The organism is Candidatus Binatia bacterium, assembly GCA_036563615.1.
Lineage (GTDB): Bacteria > Desulfobacterota > Binatia > UBA12015 > UBA12015 > DATCMB01.
In genome coordinates, this window is sequence record DATCMB010000014.1 from 171134 (window position 1) to 187927 (window position 16794).

The following is a 16794-nucleotide window of genomic DNA, read 5'->3' on the forward strand; positions in this document are numbered from 1 at the left end:
CGGGGCCGTGGTGACGTTCCAGCTCTCTTGCGCGCTCTCCGACATCGGCTGCTCCTTGACGTTTGCGGGCGATCCAAGCACGGAGAGATGATCCATGCCACTGAAGGAGCGCATCGACGGATCACCCTCACCCGGCCTCAGCAACCTGCGGCGCATGATGCCCTACCTCATGCCGACGCGGAACGAGGCCTACGTGCTGTTCGCGCAGCAGATCCACGCGACGCCGACGCGCGAGCTCGCCGCACGTCTCAACACCAACCGCTCTCCCGACCGGCCCGTGACGCAGTTCCACCTGCTGCTGCGCGGGCTGACGCACGTGTTCGCCGAGTTCCCGCGCCTGAACCGTTTCGTCGTCGGCGGACGGCACTACGACCGCGACGGCATCTGGCTCGCCTTCAGCGCGAAGATGCGCTTCGACGCCGACGCACCGGTGTTCGCGCGCAAGATGCGCTTCTCGACCTCCGAGTCGCTGCTCGAGATGGTCGACCGCATCTACGAGGTGCTCGAGGACGGGCGCGCGGGGCGCGAGTCGGCGAGCGACCGCGAGGTGAACCAGATCCTGCGCCTGCCGGGCTTCGCGCGGAAGCTACTCGTGCGCTTCGGACGCCGGCTCGACGCGGCCGGCCTCTTGCCGCGGCAGATGATCGAGAACGACCCGCTCTATGCGTCGGCGTTCGTCGCCAACCTGGGCAGCGTCGGGCTCGACGCGGCCTACCACCACCTCTTCGAGCACGGCACGACGCCGATCTTCGTCACCATGGGGCGCGTGCACCGCGCGCCGCACGTCGCCGAGGACGGCAGCGTGGTCGCGCGCGAGGTGTTCGAGCTCAAGTACACCTTCGACGAGCGCACCGAGGACGGCTTCTACGCCGCGCGCGCGCTCGAGCGCCTGAAGGATCTGCTCGAGCACCCCGAGCAGCTCTGAGCGGACCTCACAGCAGCGGCGTCAAGCAACGCGCGAGACCGTCGCCGATGCGGTGCAGGAGCGGCCGCCGGCGCCACTCGTCGAGCACGATCTCGCGCGACAGCTCGAGGTCGCTCTCGAACGCCTCGCGCAGCCGCGCCGCCGTCGTCGTGTCGAGGAAGACCAGGTTGCACTCCGCGTTCCAGTGGAACGAGCGGTAGTCCATGTTGGTCGAGCCGATGACCGACACCCAGTCGTCGGCGACCAGGCTCTTCGCGTGCAGGATCGACGCCTCGTACTCGAAGACGCGCACGCCGCGCCGCAAGAGCCCCGCGAAGAAGCCGTGCCCGGCATGGCGGACGATCGGCACGTCGCTCAGCGCCGGGAGCAGCAGGCGGACGTCGACGCCGCGCGCGGCCGCGTCGCCGAGCAGGTCGAGCAGCGCGGTCTTTGGCGCGAAGTACGAGTTCGTGATCCACACGTAGCGTCGCGCGCCGCCGATGATCGCGGCGAGCACCGCGGCCGACTCCTCGTGGCCGCGACCCGGACGCGAGTCGAGGACCAGCGTCGGCACGCCGTCGTCGAAGTCCGGCGACAGCGGCGGCAGCTCGAACGGCGTGCCGCCGGCGCGGTGCCAGCCCTCGGCGAACACCACCGCCATCTCCCACGCGGTGGGCCCCGTGACCGCGACGTGCGTGTCGCGCCACGGGTCGACGCCGTCGACCTTCGTGAGCCCGTACTCGTCGCCGACGTTCATGCCGCCGGTGAAGGCGACGTCGCGGTCGACGACCAGGATCTTGCGGTGGTCGCGGTGCGCCTGGTTCCAGAGCTTCGAGAACAGCGGATTGTAGAGCCGCACGTCGACGCCGCGCTCGAGCAGCTGGTGCCAGAACTCCCGGCGCGTCGCCGACGAGCCGAAGGCGTCGGCGAGGACGCGCACCGTGACGCCGCGCCGCGCGGCCTCGGCGAGCTGGTGCGCCATCTCGCGCCCGACGCGGTCGTCGTTGAAGATGTAGGACTCGAGCAGCACCTCGCGGCGCGCCGCGGCGATCGCGTCGCGCATCGCGGCGAACGCGTCGGCGCCGCGGAAGAACGGCTCGACCTTGTAGGACGGCAAGAGCGGCGCGCCGTCGATCCGCCGCAGCAAGGTCGCGAAGCCCGGATCGTGCAGCCCTTCCGGGAGCTCGCGTCCGACCCGGGCGACGCGCGGCGCGCGCAGGTCGGGCGGCAGGACGCGTCCGACGACCGGACGCGGGATCGCCCGCCAGCGCCGGCGCAGCGCCCGGCTCGCGTTGGCGCGAGACATCGCCGCGAGCGTCTAGCATGTCGCGCGCGGGCTCGTTGAGCGGCCGCGGCGCTTCGTCGTAGAGAAGCCGCGAGGAGGTGCTCGTGAACACCGTCCGCAGCGAGGACCACGAGGGCGGCGTCCGTCTGCTGACGCTCGACCGTCCGCCGGCGAACGCGATCGACGAGGAGCTGCTCACCGACCTCGGCGCCGCGCTCACGGCGGCGCGCGACGACCCGAGCGTCCGCGCGCTGATCCTGACCGGCGCGGGCCGCTTCTTCAGCGGCGGCTTCGACCTCACCGCGCCGCGCCGCGACGAGGCGCGCGCGCTCGAGATGCAGCGCCTCTACCGCGACACGCACCTCGAGCTGCTGACGTTCCCGAAGCCCACCCTCGCGATGGTGCAGGGTCACGCGATCGCCGGCGGCCTCGTGCTCGCCCTCGCCTGCGACTACCGGCTCGGCCTCGACGGCGACTACAAGATCGGCCTCAACGAGGTGGCGATCGGCGCGTCGTTCCCGCGCGTCGCGCTCGAGATCGTCCGCTTGCGCTTGACGGCGCCGCGCGCGACCGAGCTGCTGCTCGGCGCGGCGATCTACCCGGCGAAGGAGGCGATCCGCCTGGGCGTGGTCGACGAGCTGCTCGCGGCCGACGCGCTCGAGTCGACGGTGCTGCGCCGCGCGGCGCGCATGGGCAAGTTCCCGCGCGAGGCGTACGCGCACACCAAGGCGCAGCTCGTGGCGGAAGCGGCGGCGCGGGTGCGCGCCGAGACGCCGGAGGAAGCGCTCGCCGCGGCCGCGGTGTGGGTCACCGAGGAGAGCCGCGCGGCGCGCGCCGCGCAGCGACAGAAGCTGCAGTCCTCGGATGGCTGACACGACGTCCCAGCTTCTCGCTGCGCCGCGTCGGCGGGTCGGCTAGAGTGCGCCGGATGGACGCCTCCTCCGAGCCCGCACCGGCAGATCTGGCCTTCGGCGCCTTCAGCGAGCGCGGGCCCTGGCAGCTCGACGTCGAGCGCCTGCCCTGGCGCGCCGACACCGAGCGGCTGCGCGCCGCAGCGCGCGCCGAGGTGCCCGTGCTCACGCGCGCGCGGCGCATCCCGCCGCTCGGACGCTTCGCCGAGGCGGCAGCGCTGCTCGGCAAGGCCCTCGTCGGCTGGCGCCTCGGCGAGTACCGCGAGGGCGGCCCGGCGTCGCGCGCCGGGCTGTCGCGCCGGCTGCGCAAGGCGTTCGAGCGCCTCGGACCGGCCTACATCAAGCTCGGCCAGATCGTGTCGTCGGGCCAGGGGATCTTCCCCGACGAGCTCGTCGAGGAGTTCAAGCTCTGCCGCGACCAGGTGCCGCCCGAGAGCTTCGACACCGTGCGCCAGGTGGTCGAGGAGGATCTCGGCCGTCCGCTCGAGGAGGTGTTCGCGAGCTTCGATCGCGAGTGCCTCGCCGCGGCGTCGATCGCGCAGGTGCACGCGGCGGTGCTGAAGACCGGCGAGGAGGTGGTCGTCAAGGTGCAGCGACCGCAGGTCGCGCGCCTCGTGCGCGCCGACATCGAGGCGATGGCGTGGATCGCGCCGTGGCTCGTCGGCCGCATCCCGGTCGCGGCGCTCGCCAACCCGCCGGCGCTCGTCGAGCTGTTCGCGGAGACCATCGTCGAGGAGCTCGACTTCCGCCTCGAGGCCGAGAACATGCTCGACATCGCGCACGTCCTGCGCGACGCCGGGCAGACGATCATCGTCGTGCCGCGTCCGCACCCCGATCTGGTGACGCGCCGGGTGCTGGTGATGGAGCGCCTGCGCGGCTTCAAGTACGAGGACGTCGACGGCATGCGCGCCGCCGGCATCGACACCGAAGGCGTGCTGCGCTCGCTGCTGATCGCGTTCCTCGAGGGCGCGATGATCTACGGCGTCTTCCACGGCGACCTGCACGGCGGCAACCTGTTCGTCATGGAGGACGGCCGCGTCGCGCTGTTCGACTACGGCATGACGGGCCGCATGAACGACAAGCAGCGGCTCGCCTTCCTGCGCATGATGATGACCGGCGCGGTCAACGACGTGAAGGGTCAGATCGCCGCCTTCCGCGACCTCGGCGCGCTGCCCGAGGACGTCGACATCCGCGGGCTCATCAAGGATCTGAAGATCGACAGGCCGGTGCGCGATCCGACCAAGATGAGCGGCGAGGAGCTGATCAACGAGATCAAGGACATCCTGAAGGCGCTCCTCGCGCGCGGCGCGAAGCTGCCGAAGCACCTGATGCTCTACGTCAAGAACATGATCTTCATCGACGGCGCGATCGTGCGGCTCGCGCCCGACATCGATCTGTTCGCCGAGGTGGGCAAGGTCTACGCGTACTTCGCGACGCGGCACGGGGCGCGCATCCTGAGCGAGATCGGCTTCGATCCGGCGTCGAACCCGTTCGACCCGACCAACCTGCGCGCGCAGCTCGGCCTCGAGGACGGCGTCGAGTCGCTGACCCACCGCCAGCTGCGCGAGCGGCGGGCGATCCTGCAGAAGCGCGTCGAGGAAGCGGGCGGGCTGCCGAGCGTCGACTGACGCGCGCGCGAATCGCGTCGAAGGAGCGAGCCATGAACGGCGAAGCGGCACGGAAGGAAGAAGCGACGGAGCGGCGTCCCGGGCGCTACGTCTTCCAGGGACGCGAGGTGACGCTGCCGGTCGAGGTACGCGACGCCTCGTCCGGCGCCGTGACCTATCTCGTGTCGGCGCGTGCGGCGCGCGCGCTGCTGCCCGGCCCGGAGCTCGACGTCGTCGAGGTGCTGCCCGGGCAAGCGCTGTTCTCGATCGCGATCATCGACTACCGCGACAACGACCTCGGCGACTACGACGAGGTCTCGCTCGCGTTCTTCGTGCGCCGCCGCGGCGAGCAGCCCGCGCTCGGCATCCCGTACATCGGCAGCGCGATCGAGCTCTTCCGCAGCTCGCTCGCGACCTGGATCTGGAAGCTGCCGGTGAACCAGAGCTTCACGCGCGACGCCGGCGAGGGGATCTGGGGCTTCCCGAAGACCGTCGAGCAGATCGAGTTCGAGGACGCGGGCGGACGCCGTACCTGCCGCCTGGTGATGGACGGCAAGCACGTGCTGACGCTGAGCGTGCCGCGCGGCGGCTCGCGCACGCTCGGCGAGACGACGCTCAGCACGTACTCCTACATCGACGGCGTGCTGCACCGCACGCGCTTCAAGGCCACGGCGAGCGGCGTCGGCTTCACGCTCGGCGGCGCGGACCTGATCCTCGGCACGCACCCGATCGCGGACGAGCTGCGCAAGCTCGGCTTGCCGCGCACGGCGCTGATGAGCGTGTGGATGGAGCGCCAGCGCGCGCTGTTCGAGGGTCCGGAGCGCGTCTAGAAGATTCCCCTGCCGCTCGCTCGTCGGCCCGACGCCGAGCTCGACGGCGTCCGCGCTTGTTTGCGCTCGACGGCGGGGATAGACGGTCGCGCCATGTCAACGCTCCGCGCGACCACGATCGCGCTCGTTCTCTGTCCGGCGCTGCTCGCCGCCACCGTGCGCGAGGCGCCCTCCTCTCTCATCGACACCGAGCTCGATCGCGCGCTGCAGGACGTGGTCGCGGCGCCCGACGGTCCGCCGGGCGCGATCGCGGTCGTGCAGCGCGGCGGACGCCTCGAGGTCTTCACCGCCGGGCTCGGCGACGTCGCGCAGCGCCGTCGCATGCGGCCGACCGATCACATGCGGGTCGCGAGCGTCGCCAAGGCCTTCAGCGGCGCGGTTGCGCTCTCGCTCGTCGACCGCGGGTTGCTGTCGCTCGACGACACGCTCGGCGAGCTTCTGCCCGGGCTCGGCAACGGCTGGGAGAGCGTCACGCTGCGCGACCTCTTGAACCACACGAGCGGCGTGCCCTCGTTCACCTCGAGCCTCGAGTTCGCCGAGCGCATCGACGCCTTTCCGCGCGTTCCGGTGCCGCCGCGCGCGCTCGTCGAGTACGTCGCCGACGAGGAGCTCGAGTTCGAGCCGGGCTCTCGCTACAGCTACTCGAACACCGACAACATCCTGGTCGGGCTCATGGCGGAGGCCGCGACGGGCCGCGCATACCAGCACCTGCTCGCGGCGCGCGTGCTGAGCCCGCTCGGTCTGCGTCAGACGTCGCTGCCGTCCGGCTACCGGATGCCGCGGCCGTACATCCACGGCTACGACGTCGCTCCCGGCTTGCCGTTCGACGTCAGCGAGATCCTCGCCGCGGGCTACACCTGGGCTTCGGGCGGCGTGGTGTCGACGCCGCTCGAGCTGAACCGCTTCATCCGCGCCTACGCCGGCGGCAAGCTGTTCGGCGGCGAGGCCCGCGCGCAGCAGCTCGAGTTCATTCCCGGCGCGTCGTCGGAGCCGCCCGGCCCCGGACGCAACTCCGCCGGCCTCGGCATCTTCCGCTACGAGACGGACTGCGGCACGCTCTACGGCCACACCGGCAACATCTTCGGCTACACGCAGTTCGCCGCGGCGACGCTCGACGGACGCCGCTCGGTGGTCGTGTCGGTGAACGAGCAGATTTCACCGGGTATCCGCGACGACGTGTTCGAGCTGCTGCACCGCGCCTACGAGGTCGCGGCCTGCGCCGCGCTCGCCGACTGATGGCGCACGCGCAAAGCGACGACCGCCCGCTCGAGCAGCTCGACCGCGACCTCTGGATCGCGACCCGCCCGCTGAAGCTCGTCGTCGGCGACATCGGCACGCGCATGACGGTGATCCGCCTGGCGAACGGCGATCTCGTCCTGCACTCGCCGGTCGCGCTCGACCCTGCGACCCGCGCCGCGCTCGACGCCCTCGGACGCGTGCGCTGGGTGGTCGGCCCGTGCAAGGTGCACCATTTCTATCTCGCCGAGTACGTCACGGCGTACCCGGATGCGGAGCTGGTCGGCGCACCCGGGCTCGCCGAAAAGCGTCGCGACCTGCGCTTCGCGCACGTGCTCGACGCCGAGACCGCGCAGCGGCTCTGGGGCGACGAGGTGCTCGCCTGTCCGGTCGCGGGCGCGCCGCTCATGAACGAGGTCGCGCTGCTGCACCCGACGTCGCGCACGTTGATCTTGACGGACCTGGTGTTCAACCTCGGCTCGTCCAAGCGCGCGGGGCTCTTTCTCCGGCTGGTCGGCGCGACGCGCGGCTTCGGGCCGACCCGCATCGTGCGCTTGGCGATCCGCGACCGCGCCGCGGCCCGACGCTCGCTCGACCAGATCCTGCGCTGGGACTTCGACCGCGTCGTGATGGCGCACGGCGACGTGCTCGCGACCGGCGGCCACGCCGCGCTAGCGCACGCCTTCGCCTGGCTCGGCCCCGGCGGCGGTGCTTGACGGAGCCTGAGGCGTGCAGCTTCGCGTCCTCGACTACGTCGTGCTGATCGTCGCCGACCTCGAGCGCGCGCTCGCCTTCTACCAGGGCACGCTCGGGCTCGAGCTGCAGCACCGCGCCGAGCGCTACGCGCAGCTCCGCGCCGGCACGACGCGGCTCTCGCTCTACGCGCGCGAGGCGATGGCGGAGACGCTCGGGACGCCGCTCGAGCCGCCGTCGCGCACGGCGCCGGCGTTCGAGCTCGGCTTCAAGGTCGAGGACTGCGACGCCGCGTTCGCCGAGCTCGCCGCGGCGGGCGTCGAGGCGGTGACGCCGCCCACGACGCGGCCCTGGGGTCAGCGTACCGCCTACGTGCGAGATCCCGACGGCAACCTGATCGAGCTCGCGCAGGACCTGCGCCGCTGAGGTCTCGCGGCGCCCGCTCCGCCGGCGACGCAGCCGACGGCGGCTCGAGGCAGGCGAGGTTCTGCGCGCAGTCGTCGAAGTCGTCGTTCACGACGGATCGGCGCGTTGCCGAACGCCGAGATCGCGCCGAGCGGCAGCGCGATCGCGAGCAGCGCGCCGACCAGAATGCGTCTCCGCAGCCTCGGGCACGAACCTCGGGAGACGACCCCAGGGGCGGCGCCCCCCAAGATTTCGCCTCGAGGGGGCGCGGCCGGCTCCGGCGGCCCGTCCGCTACTCGATGTAGCCGAGCGCGCGCAGCCGAGCCTCGTGCGACTGCGTGGGCTTGCGCTCGACGGCGAAGGCCGGCAGCACGCGCCAGATGTTCTCCCAGCCTTGGAACACCGGCGCGAACGCCTGCAGCAGCGCCCGGGCCTTCCCGGTGCCGTACAGATTGTGCTTCTCGCGAGGATCCTGCTCGAGGTCGTAGACCTCGATGCGCCGCCCAGCCTCGAAGCGGATCATTTTGCCCGCGTTCGTGCGCATCGACCACTGCGGTCCGAAGTACGCCGTCGCCATGCTGAACGCCGGCAGCTCGTCCGGCAGCGCATCCTCGCCGGCGCCGGTGATCCACGGCGTCAGGTCGACGTGGCCGTACGGTAGCGGCATCTCGTCGCGGCTCATGCCGAAGCGCTCCGGCGCCTCGATGCCCGCGAGCCCGAGGATCGTCGGTGCAACGTCCATCAGACGCACCTGGTTCGCGATGCGGCGCCCGGGCGGGACGCGCGGCGGGAAGCGCACGACGAGCGGCACGTGCAGCACCTCGTCGTACAGCGTCTTCGAGTGGCCCTTGAGACCGTGCTCGAAGAACTCGTCGCCGTGGTCGCTCGTGACCACGACGATGGTGTCGTCGAGCACGCGCAGCTGCCGCAAGCGGTCGAGGATCTTGCCGAGGTTCTCGTCGGTCCAGCGGATCTCGCCGTCGTAGAGCGCGATCAGGTGCTGCAGGTCGCGCGGGTCCATGTCGGGACGGATGCTCTGGTTGCGCTCGAAGTCGCTGAAGTCCGCATGACCCGCGTAGTCCGGATCGAACATGCGGTCGTAGGGCGGCGGCGGCTCGTAGTCGTAGTGCACGTCCCACATGTGCAAGAAGATGAAAAACGGCGCGCGACGGCCCTTGCGATCCCACGCGTCGAGGTAGTCGTCGACGAGCTCGACGAGCGCGGGCGACGTGATGCCCGTCCGCGCGAGGGCACGGTTTGGCGTCGCCGTCGACTCGTCGAACAGCGTGAAGCCCTGCCCGAATCCGTAGTGCGCCATGACGGTCGGACCGGAGACGAACGCGGCCGTCGCGTAGCCCTCGTCGCGCAGCACCTCCGCGAGCGTGACCGCCTCGGGGGCGAGTGCCATGGTGTGCTTGGTGACGCCGTGCACCTCCGGCGGCAGCGCGGTCAGCATCGTCATGTGCGAAGGCACCGTCCACGGCGCGGGCGCGATCGCCTTCTCGAACACCACGCCCTCGCTCGCGAGACGGTCGATGTTCGGGCTCGTCGGGCGCTCGTAGCCGTAGGCGCCGAGGTGATCGGCGCGCAGCGAGTCGATCGAGACCAGGAGGACGTTCGGCCGCGCACTCGCCTGGGACGCCCGCTCCGCGCGAAGCGCGAGGACCACGGCCGCGACGACGACGAGCGTCAGGGTCGCGAGAAAGACGTGCCGCACGGATCTCGAGTCTACGGAAGCCCGCCCCGGCGCGCGAGCCGGATTCGCCTCCGGCGTCTCACGGAGGCGTCTACGGCGTCAGGCCGCAGACGCGCGGCGGCGCCGCGCACGCCACCACCACGGCAGCGCGAGCAGCACGCCGAACGTCCCGACGAGGATCGTCGCGTCGAGCCATCCCGGACGCTCGCCCGCGCTCGCGCCGAGGTAGGTGAACGCGAACACCTTCGGCACCACGCCGACGCCGCTCGCGAGCAGGAAGAGCGGCAGCGGGAACGCGATCAGCCCGCACGCGTAGCTCACGATGTCGAACGACCCGTGGGCGAGCGCGCGCACGCCGAGCACGGCGAGAAACGTCGCGAGCAGCCCGCGGCGCGCGAGCTGCTCGTCGAACAGCGCGAGCTTCTGCGGCGACGCGAAGCGCTCGACGACCGGCCGTCCGAGCTTGCGCGCGACGACGAAGCACGCGGTCGCGCCGACCATGACGCCCGCCCACGCGAGCACGAAGCCCGCCCACGGTCCATAGAGAAAGCCCGCCGCCATCATCAGCGGCTCGGACGGCAGCGGCGCGATCACGCACTGCACGACGAGCAGCGCGAAGAGCGCGAGCGGGCCGATCGGGCCCGCGGCGCGCACGCGCTCGGCGATCGCGTGCGCATCGAGCGCGCGCCAGTCGACCTGCGTCGCGAGGACGGCCCCCACCACGAGCACCGCGACGCCCGCGACGATCAGCCCGACGGCGCGACGCGAGAGACGCGCCTTCGGCTGGCGCAGCGCCGGCGCCTCGCGTGCGTCGCTCTGCGGCAAGCCTTCGGGCATCGCCATGGCCCCGTCCTAGCCCATCCGCCGGGCGCGCAAAACGCCCTCCCCTGGTAGCGTCAGCCGGAGAGCAGGTAGCCGCGCGCCAGCGCCTCGAACTCCTCGACCTGGCGTTGCACCCAGGCGGCGTCGCGGCCGAGCTCGGCGGCGAGGATGCGCGCCGTCGCCGGCGCGGCCTCGATCGCGGCGCGCGCGTCGAGCAGCAGGCTGCGCGTCCGGCGCGCGAGCACGTCCTCGACGGTGCGCGCCATCTCGTGGCGCGCCGCCCACGCGACCTGCCCCGCGACGTACGGCAGCCGCGGGTGCAGCGCCACCCGGCGCGCCGGGTCGTCGTCGAGGAAGGCCTGCACGACCTCCGCGTCGGCGCCGTACATCTTCATGTGCAGCGCGTGCGGCACGCGCGGATCGTTGCGGGCGAGCCAACCGTGCAGCCGCAGGTTCTCGGTGACGCACGGCCGCTCCGGCAGGCCGCCGACCTCGACCGCGTCGTCGACGGTGTCCTGCGCCATCTTGCGGTAGGTCGTCCACTTGCCGCCGACGATCGTCACGAGCCCCGAGTCCGACACCACGACCGAGTGCTCGCGCGAGATCGACTTGGTGCGTCCGCGCGCCGCGGCGCCGCCCACCGGCTGCACCAGCGGACGCTGCCCGGCGAACACGCTGAGCACGTCGTCGCGGGTCGGCTGGCGATCGAGGTAGCGGGCCGCGTTGCGCAGGATGAAGTCGACCTCCTCGGGCAGCGCGCGCGGCTCGATGTCGGCGTGGTCCATCGCCGTGTCGGTGGTGCCGACCAGGACGCGCTGGTGCCACGGGATGACGAACAGCACGCGGCCATCGTCGGTGTGCGGCACCATGATCGCGGTGTCGCTCGGCTGGAACGCGCGGTCGAGCACCAGGTGGACGCCCTGGCTCGGCTGGATCATCGGCTCGCTGTCCGCCTGGTCCATGCGGCGGATGTCGTCGGCGAAGATGCCGGTCGCGTTGATCACCACGCGCGCGCGCAGCTCGTGGCTCGTGCCGGTCTCGACGTCGGTCGCGACGACGCCCGACACCGTGCCCTCGTCCTTGATCAGGCGGTCGACGCGCATGTAGTTGACGAGCAGCGCGCCGTGGTCGGCCGCGGTCTGCGCGAGCGCGATCGCCATCCGCGCGTCGTCGAACTGCGCGTCGTGGTACATGACGCCGCCGAGCAGGTTCTCGGTCTCGACGTTCGGGATGCGCTCGATCGTCGACTCGCGGTCGAGGAGCCGCGAGCGCGAGATGTTGAGCTTGCCGGCGAGGCGGTCGTAGAGCTTGAGGCCGATGCCGTAGAACGGCCCCTCCCACCAGCGGTAGCGCGGCACGACGAAGGCGAGGTCGTGCACCAGGTGCGAGGCGTTGCGGCACATCAGCCCGCGCTCGCGCAGCGCTTCGAGCACGAGCGCGACGTTGCCCTGCTGCAGGTAGCGCACGCCGCCGTGCACGAGCTTCGTCGAGCGGCTCGAGGTGCCCTTCGCGAAGTCGTACTGCTCGACCAGCACGGTGCGGTAGCCGCGCGTCTGCGCGTCGACCGCGACGCCGAGCCCGGTCGCGCCGCCGCCGATCACGAGCACGTCCCACGGACCGTCCGTGAGCGCTGCGATCATCCGCTCGCGGTTCATGCGCGCCTCGTCCCGAGGGCAGACTTAGCGGACGACGAGGATCCGCGCACCGTCAAGAGCCGGTGCGCGCCGCGACCGTCGGCTCGGTCGTGATCAGCACGCTGACGATGCGCCGTCCGTGCACGCGCTCGGCGGTGAAGCGCAGGTTGTCGTACACGACGCTCTCGCCGGCGGTCGGGATCGCGCCGAGCAGGCCGAACATCAGCCCGCCGACCGTGTTCCAGCGCTCGCGCGGCAGCTCGACGCCGAGCACGTCGCTCAGATCCGAGATCGCCATCGTCGCGTCGACGCGGTAGCGGCCGTCGCCGAGCATCTCGATGTCGCCCTCGTCGACGTCGTGCTCGTCGGCGATCTCGCCCACGAGCTCCTCGAGCAGGTCCTCGAGCGTGACCAGCCCCACCACCGAGCCGAACTCGTCGACCACGAGCCCCATGTGGAACTGCTGCTCGCGCATCTCCTTCAGAAGGTCGACCAGGCGCTTCGACTCGGGGACGAAGTGCACCGGGCGCATGATGTCGCGCAGGGTCACGTCGGTGCGCCCTTGCTGGCGGACGGTCAGCAGGTCCTTCGCGTGGATGATGCCCTCGGTGTTGTCGAGGTCGCCGCGGTAGGCCGGCAGACGCGAGAAGCCGTGGCGGACGAAGATCTCCTGCGCGTCGGCGAGCGAGCACGAGAGGTCGATGCCGACGACGTCGGGACGCGGCACCATCACCTGGCGCGCGACGCTCGTGCGGAAGTGGAAGACGGAGTGGATCATGTCCTTCTCCGTCTCGTCGATGGCGCCCTCCTCGTGCCCGACCTGGGCCATGGTGCGGATCTCGTTCGGCGTGACGAACGGTCCCTTCTCGAGGCCCTTCCCCGGCAAGAGGATGTTGGCGAGCCCGATCAGCGCGCGCGTCGGCAGGGCGAGAATCCAGGCCAGCACCCAGACGAAGGGCGCGAGCATCAAGGCGACGCGGTCGCTGTGCAGGACCGCAAAGGTCTTGCCCATCGCCTCGACAACCACGAAGTAGCCGAGCGTGAACAGCACCGAGGCGACGGTGATGCCGACCGCCCCGAAGGAGTTCTCGGCGATGATCGCGACCAGGATCGCCGAGCCGTTCTGCACCAGCATCACCGCCAGGTAGACGGCGTTCAGGTAGCGCGGCGGATCGGACGCGATCTTCTCCAGCAGGGCCGCATTCGGGCGCCCCTCCTGGCGGAGAGAGATCGCGCGCACGCGCGATACCCGCGTCAGCGCCGCCTCCGCGAGGGCCAGCGCCGTCCCGATCACCACCAGGACGGCGACCGCGACGACGAGCACGGTCAACTGGGACCCCGCCTGCGCGACGCCAGCATGGGGGCGCCGCCGACGGCGGTCCCGCGTGTTGGGTCAGGGTCCAAAGCTCGCAGCCGCCCCTAGCACGCCGGCGTCGCCGTTTCGACCGGTCGTGCGGGGCGAGCCGCCGACCGCCTCACGTGCAGCCGCGGATCAGGAACAGAACGATGAGAATCGGAATCGGGATGCCGATCAGCCAGAGCAGCACCCAGCCGATTGCACCGCGCTCGTCGGTGCGCTCCTTTGGTCGAACGTCCTGCATGGCGAGCCTCCTTCGCGGGGGAAGCCGCAGGGTTCGTGCCACGGCGAAGCGCGCCCGAAGGCGCTGACGCATCCGGAGGGACGACGTTCGCGGCCGGCAACGCAGGGCGCGGCGCGACGTAGCCCTTACAAAGCCGATTCACGCGGACGGCCCCGCTCAGGAGCCCGCCCCTCCGTCGAAGCGCACGTCGATGCCCCAGGTCTTCGCGAGCCAGTCGAGGAGCTGCGACTCGCTCGGCTGGATCGTGTCGCCCATCGCGATCTCGAGCGCGGTCGCGTAGACCAGCTCCCGCGCCTCGGCGCGTCCGGCTCCGGCGAGGAAGCGGCGCAGCGCCTCCTCGTCCTCGAAGCGCTGGTCCGCCTCCTCGGCCAGGCGCCGGTAGGTCGCCGGCCCGAGCGCGGCCGCGACGTTCGAGATGCGCTCGAGCTCCTCGTCGGTCATCTCCCGGTTCGATTCACCGATGAACTCGACGAGGCCCACCAGGGCGAGCTGCTCGTCGTGGTCGAGGTCCTTGATCTCCATGCTTCCGCCTCCGCGCGATGTCGTGCGCAGCGTATCAGGTCGGGCCCGCGGCACGAACCGGCGCGCCGACCGGCCGGCTCACAGCGAGTACGACGCGAGCTCGGTCGTGACCCGCACGCTGCGGGGCTCCGGACCGCTCTCGCTCTCCTCGACGATGGACTTCACCATGCCGACGCCCTTCGCGTACCAAACTTGCTCGGTGAGCGTGAGCGTGCGCTCGCCGACGCGCGCCTGACCGCTGACGCGCACCTTCACGCAGCCGGGAAAGCGTCCGGCCGGCACGTCGACGGTGTCGTTCGTCAGCTCGACCACCGACTCGATCGGCACCCGGTCGGGGCCGTCGAGGAAGGAGAAGGCCGCCTCGCCGCGCCACGAGCTGCCCTTCTGCGGGTCGAGGACGATCAGGTCGTCGCGCCCGAGCTCGAGGGTCGGCGACGCCTCGCCGGCCGACTGCGTCGCGTAGCGGTAGACGCCGCGCTCGTCGACCGCCATGAAGCGGAAGTGGGTCTCGTCGCCGAGCTCGATCTGCTGTCGGACGACGCGCTGCCCCTCGAGGGTCTCGGGGCCGACCGTGGTGACCTGGAGCGCGATCGGCTCCTCGCCGTCGTTCGGCTCGGTCGTGATGAGGTAGATCCACTTCCTCCCGGCCTCGAGCGGGAACAAGGGGTGCTCGACGGTGCGCTGGCACGCCGACGCCCCGACGAGCAGGACGAGAACGGCGACGAGCGAGCGATGTGTGAGTGCTGCCATCGCCCGCACGATTCCATGGCGCAGCCGCGAGCGCCAATCGCGCCCGGGCACGCGCGAGCGATCCCTCCCGTGCCGCAGGCCTCGCAGGCCCTCAGCCGCACTCGTGGCGGATCACGACGTTGACGTTCGTGTTGGACGTCCCCTCGGTGGTCTGTACCGCGACCGCGCAGCCGGCCTCGTGCCGGCACTCGTTGGTGTCGGGGGCGATGACCTCGATCTCCGTGTCGCTGGTCGTCTGGACGTTGGTCGCGTCGACGGCCGTGCCGCCGATCAGCACCGCCTCGACCAGCGACGGGTACAACCCCGTCCCCTGGATCGTGAAGCGCGACCGGGCACGACGCACGACGGGCTCACCGCGGTGACGGTCGGCGGCTGCAGCGCGAAGATGCGCCCGAAGGGCATCGGCACGAACGAGTTCGATTGACTTCGACGTTCTGGAACGTCGTGTCGTGACCGCTGCGATGGTAGCCCGCATCGATTCCCGACGAGGTGGTGAACTCGAACTCGGTCTGATCGGGGCGGCATGCCCCCAGCGACGCGTGGCAGCCAGCAGATGCGAGCCGTAGTTGAGCTGCCCGTCGGGCCGCTCGGCCCTGCGCACGGCAGCGAGGGCGACCTGCTTCACCTCCGCGCCCGGGTGAGCGCTCCCCTCGTGTGACATCAACTCGTGCAGACGATCGATGTCGGCGACCTCGGCGTCGGTGACGGCGACGGCGAACCCCGCCTCGTACGCCTCTCGGAGCTTCGCGACGATCCAGGGAGCATCGAGATCCGCGGGGCCGACGACGATGGGTCGCGGTGCCGAGTCTTCGCTCAGATCTCGGAGCGCGTAGGCCCTCGCGAGGACGCGTACGGCTTCACCCGAGGCAGTGGGGCCGGTGTAGATCGTTTCCGTCGCCACGGCATCGGCGTTCGCCGAAACATCGGCGACGCCGGCACCGCCGCCTTCACCTCGAACGGATCTCGCGAAGCTTCGCGCGCGTCCTGCATCTAAGCTTGCGATACTCTGCTCGGCGTCGACTGCGCTCTCGCTGGCACGGCAACGAGCAGCACCAGCACGGAACCGACAGCCGACGAGCCAACGCGGACGAACGTCCAACGTGTCACGGCTCCCCCGCCAATCCCAAGGTCGAAACCTGGCGACCCTAAAGTGGACGGGAGTGCGAATCAACTAAGCTTCGCAAAGCCACGGTACTTGCTTCGGCACAGGCGACGCCTCGCGCCGCGAAGCTTCGAGCGGATGGAAAAGGCCAGCGCGCGCGATCGGCGCACGCCGACTTCGCAGCCCAGCGCCGGACCGGCCAAGCGCCGCAACGACAAAGCATGTACGATGCGCCGCCGTGCACCGTTACGCGATTCGGCTCGCGCGGCCGGACGACGTCGCCCTGCTCGCGCGCATCGAGCGCGCGGCGGCGGCGCTCTTCAAGCCGTACGGGTTCGCGCGTCAGTTCGCGCGCGAGACGCTCCCGCGCGAGGACCTCGCGAGCGCCGTCGCGCGGGACTTCCTCTGGGTCGCGGTCGACGGGCGCGATCGGCCCGTCGGCTTCGCGCTGCTCGAGGAGCTCGACGGCAACGCGCACCTGCACGAGATCGACGTCCACCCGAAGCACGGCCGCCGCGGCCTCGGCCGCGCGCTCCTCGCGACGGTGATCAAGGCGGCGCGCGAGCGCGGCTATCCGGCGATCACGCTCACGACCTTTCGCCACGTGCCGTGGAACGCCCCGTTCTACGCGAGCATGGGCTTTCGCGTGCTCGGCGAGCGCGAGCTCCCCGACGCGCTGCGCGCGCTGCTGCGCGCCGAGGTCGAGCGCGGGCTGCCCGCGAAGGAGCGCGTCGCGATGCGCCTGCGGCTGACGCCGCTGCGCTCCTGAGCCGCACGCGACAGAGTCACGCGGGCG

At 71.3% G+C, this 16794-nt stretch carries 17 protein-coding genes; 8 read left to right on the forward strand and 9 right to left on the reverse strand.

Annotated features, from left to right (window positions below; genetic code table 11):
- The first annotated feature begins 94 nt into the window (after window positions 1-94).
- Window positions 95-925 carry a 2-oxo acid dehydrogenase subunit E2 gene (locus VIS07_11235; GenBank protein ID HEY8516077.1) on the forward strand — a complete coding sequence of 277 codons (831 nt, stop codon included), beginning with the start codon at window positions 95-97 and terminating at the stop codon, window positions 923-925.
- Window positions 926-932: 7 nt separating this feature from the next.
- Here VIS07_11235 and VIS07_11240 read toward each other — a convergent pair whose 3' ends face one another.
- Complete coding sequence (locus tag VIS07_11240; GenBank protein ID HEY8516078.1) at window positions 933-2210, reverse strand: phospholipase D-like domain-containing protein; 1278 nt, start codon at window positions 2208-2210, stop codon at window positions 933-935.
- An 83-nt stretch (window positions 2211-2293) separates the two neighbouring features.
- On the opposite strand from VIS07_11240, the gene VIS07_11245 reads away from it, so the two are divergent.
- The 6 genes from VIS07_11245 (at window position 2294) to VIS07_11270 (ending at window position 7892) form a co-directional block, all read left to right on the forward strand.
- Window positions 2294-3061 (forward strand): enoyl-CoA hydratase/isomerase family protein, encoded by a 768-nt coding sequence (locus VIS07_11245; protein ID HEY8516079.1) that lies wholly within the window; start codon window positions 2294-2296, stop codon window positions 3059-3061.
- Window positions 3062-3117: 56 nt separating this feature from the next.
- Window positions 3118-4728, forward strand: a complete 1611-nt coding sequence (locus VIS07_11250) for an AarF/UbiB family protein (protein HEY8516080.1) — start codon at window positions 3118-3120, stop codon at window positions 4726-4728.
- A 32-nt stretch (window positions 4729-4760) separates the two neighbouring features.
- Entirely contained in the window at window positions 4761-5537 is a 777-nt protein-coding gene (locus VIS07_11255; GenBank protein HEY8516081.1) for an acetoacetate decarboxylase family protein, read from the forward strand.
- A 93-nt stretch (window positions 5538-5630) separates the two neighbouring features.
- On the forward strand, window positions 5631-6773 hold the full coding sequence (locus VIS07_11260; protein ID HEY8516082.1) for a serine hydrolase domain-containing protein: 1143 nt from the start codon (window positions 5631-5633) through the stop codon (window positions 6771-6773).
- On the forward strand, window positions 6773-7489 hold the full coding sequence (locus tag VIS07_11265) for a DUF4336 domain-containing protein (protein HEY8516083.1): 717 nt from the start codon (window positions 6773-6775) through the stop codon (window positions 7487-7489). The genes VIS07_11260 and VIS07_11265 overlap by 1 nt, the downstream gene beginning before the upstream one ends.
- Before the next feature lie 13 nt (window positions 7490-7502).
- A complete protein-coding gene (locus VIS07_11270) occupies window positions 7503-7892 on the forward strand; it encodes a VOC family protein (protein HEY8516084.1) in 390 nt (129 codons plus the stop codon).
- A 271-nt stretch (window positions 7893-8163) separates the two neighbouring features.
- On the opposite strand, the gene VIS07_11275 is transcribed toward VIS07_11270, so the two are convergent.
- The 8 genes from VIS07_11275 to VIS07_11310 all read right to left on the reverse strand — a co-directional run bounded on the left by VIS07_11275 (window position 8164) and on the right by VIS07_11310 (window position 15797).
- Window positions 8164-9588, reverse strand: coding sequence for a sulfatase (locus VIS07_11275; protein HEY8516085.1), 1425 nt, complete (start codon window positions 9586-9588; stop codon window positions 8164-8166).
- Window positions 9589-9666: 78 nt separating this feature from the next.
- Window positions 9667-10410: a TVP38/TMEM64 family protein gene (locus tag VIS07_11280; protein ID HEY8516086.1), complete on the reverse strand. Its 744-nt coding sequence runs from the start codon at window positions 10408-10410 to the stop codon at window positions 9667-9669.
- 53 nt (window positions 10411-10463) lie between these two features.
- Window positions 10464-12044, reverse strand: coding sequence for a glycerol-3-phosphate dehydrogenase/oxidase (locus VIS07_11285; GenBank protein ID HEY8516087.1), 1581 nt, complete (start codon window positions 12042-12044; stop codon window positions 10464-10466).
- A gap of 52 nt (window positions 12045-12096) precedes the next feature.
- Window positions 12097-13347 carry a hemolysin family protein gene (locus tag VIS07_11290; protein HEY8516088.1) on the reverse strand — a complete coding sequence of 417 codons (1251 nt, stop codon included), beginning with the start codon at window positions 13345-13347 and terminating at the stop codon, window positions 12097-12099.
- A 151-nt stretch (window positions 13348-13498) separates the two neighbouring features.
- The gene (locus VIS07_11295) at window positions 13499-13624 is read right to left on the reverse strand and encodes a hypothetical protein (GenBank protein HEY8516089.1); all 126 of its coding nucleotides are present in this window, start codon (window positions 13622-13624) and stop codon (window positions 13499-13501) included.
- Window positions 13625-13780: 156 nt separating this feature from the next.
- Window positions 13781-14146: a hypothetical protein gene (locus VIS07_11300; protein HEY8516090.1), complete on the reverse strand. Its 366-nt coding sequence runs from the start codon at window positions 14144-14146 to the stop codon at window positions 13781-13783.
- A 78-nt stretch (window positions 14147-14224) separates the two neighbouring features.
- On the reverse strand, window positions 14225-14896 hold the full coding sequence (locus VIS07_11305; GenBank protein ID HEY8516091.1) for a hypothetical protein: 672 nt from the start codon (window positions 14894-14896) through the stop codon (window positions 14225-14227).
- A gap of 91 nt (window positions 14897-14987) precedes the next feature.
- Complete coding sequence (locus VIS07_11310) at window positions 14988-15797, reverse strand: hypothetical protein (GenBank protein HEY8516092.1); 810 nt, start codon at window positions 15795-15797, stop codon at window positions 14988-14990.
- Window positions 15798-16236: 439 nt separating this feature from the next.
- On the opposite strand from VIS07_11310, the gene VIS07_11315 reads away from it, so the two are divergent.
- The gene (locus VIS07_11315; GenBank protein ID HEY8516093.1) at window positions 16237-16767 is read left to right on the forward strand and encodes a GNAT family N-acetyltransferase; all 531 of its coding nucleotides are present in this window, start codon (window positions 16237-16239) and stop codon (window positions 16765-16767) included.
- The last annotated feature ends 27 nt before the right edge of the window (window positions 16768-16794 follow it).

Bases quoted from the DNA above. Each gene is read 5' to 3' on its own strand.
- VIS07_11235 (HEY8516077.1), top strand. From the start codon at position 95: ATGCCACTGAAGGAGCGCATCGACGGATCACCCTCACCCGGCCTCAGC.
- VIS07_11240 (HEY8516078.1), bottom strand. From the start codon at position 2,210: ATGTCTCGCGCCAACGCGAGCCGGGCGCTGCGCCGGCGCTGGCGGGCG.
- VIS07_11250 (HEY8516080.1), top strand. From the start codon at position 3,118: ATGGACGCCTCCTCCGAGCCCGCACCGGCAGATCTGGCCTTCGGCGCC.
- VIS07_11255 (HEY8516081.1), top strand. From the start codon at position 4,761: ATGAACGGCGAAGCGGCACGGAAGGAAGAAGCGACGGAGCGGCGTCCC.
- VIS07_11260 (HEY8516082.1), top strand. From the start codon at position 5,631: ATGTCAACGCTCCGCGCGACCACGATCGCGCTCGTTCTCTGTCCGGCG.
- VIS07_11265 (HEY8516083.1), top strand. From the start codon at position 6,773: ATGGCGCACGCGCAAAGCGACGACCGCCCGCTCGAGCAGCTCGACCGC.
- VIS07_11280 (HEY8516086.1), bottom strand. From the start codon at position 10,410: ATGGCGATGCCCGAAGGCTTGCCGCAGAGCGACGCACGCGAGGCGCCG.
- VIS07_11285 (HEY8516087.1), bottom strand. From the start codon at position 12,044: ATGAACCGCGAGCGGATGATCGCAGCGCTCACGGACGGTCCGTGGGAC.
- VIS07_11295 (HEY8516089.1), bottom strand. From the start codon at position 13,624: ATGCAGGACGTTCGACCAAAGGAGCGCACCGACGAGCGCGGTGCAATC.
- VIS07_11300 (HEY8516090.1), bottom strand. From the start codon at position 14,146: ATGGAGATCAAGGACCTCGACCACGACGAGCAGCTCGCCCTGGTGGGC.
- VIS07_11305 (HEY8516091.1), bottom strand. From the start codon at position 14,896: ATGGCAGCACTCACACATCGCTCGCTCGTCGCCGTTCTCGTCCTGCTC.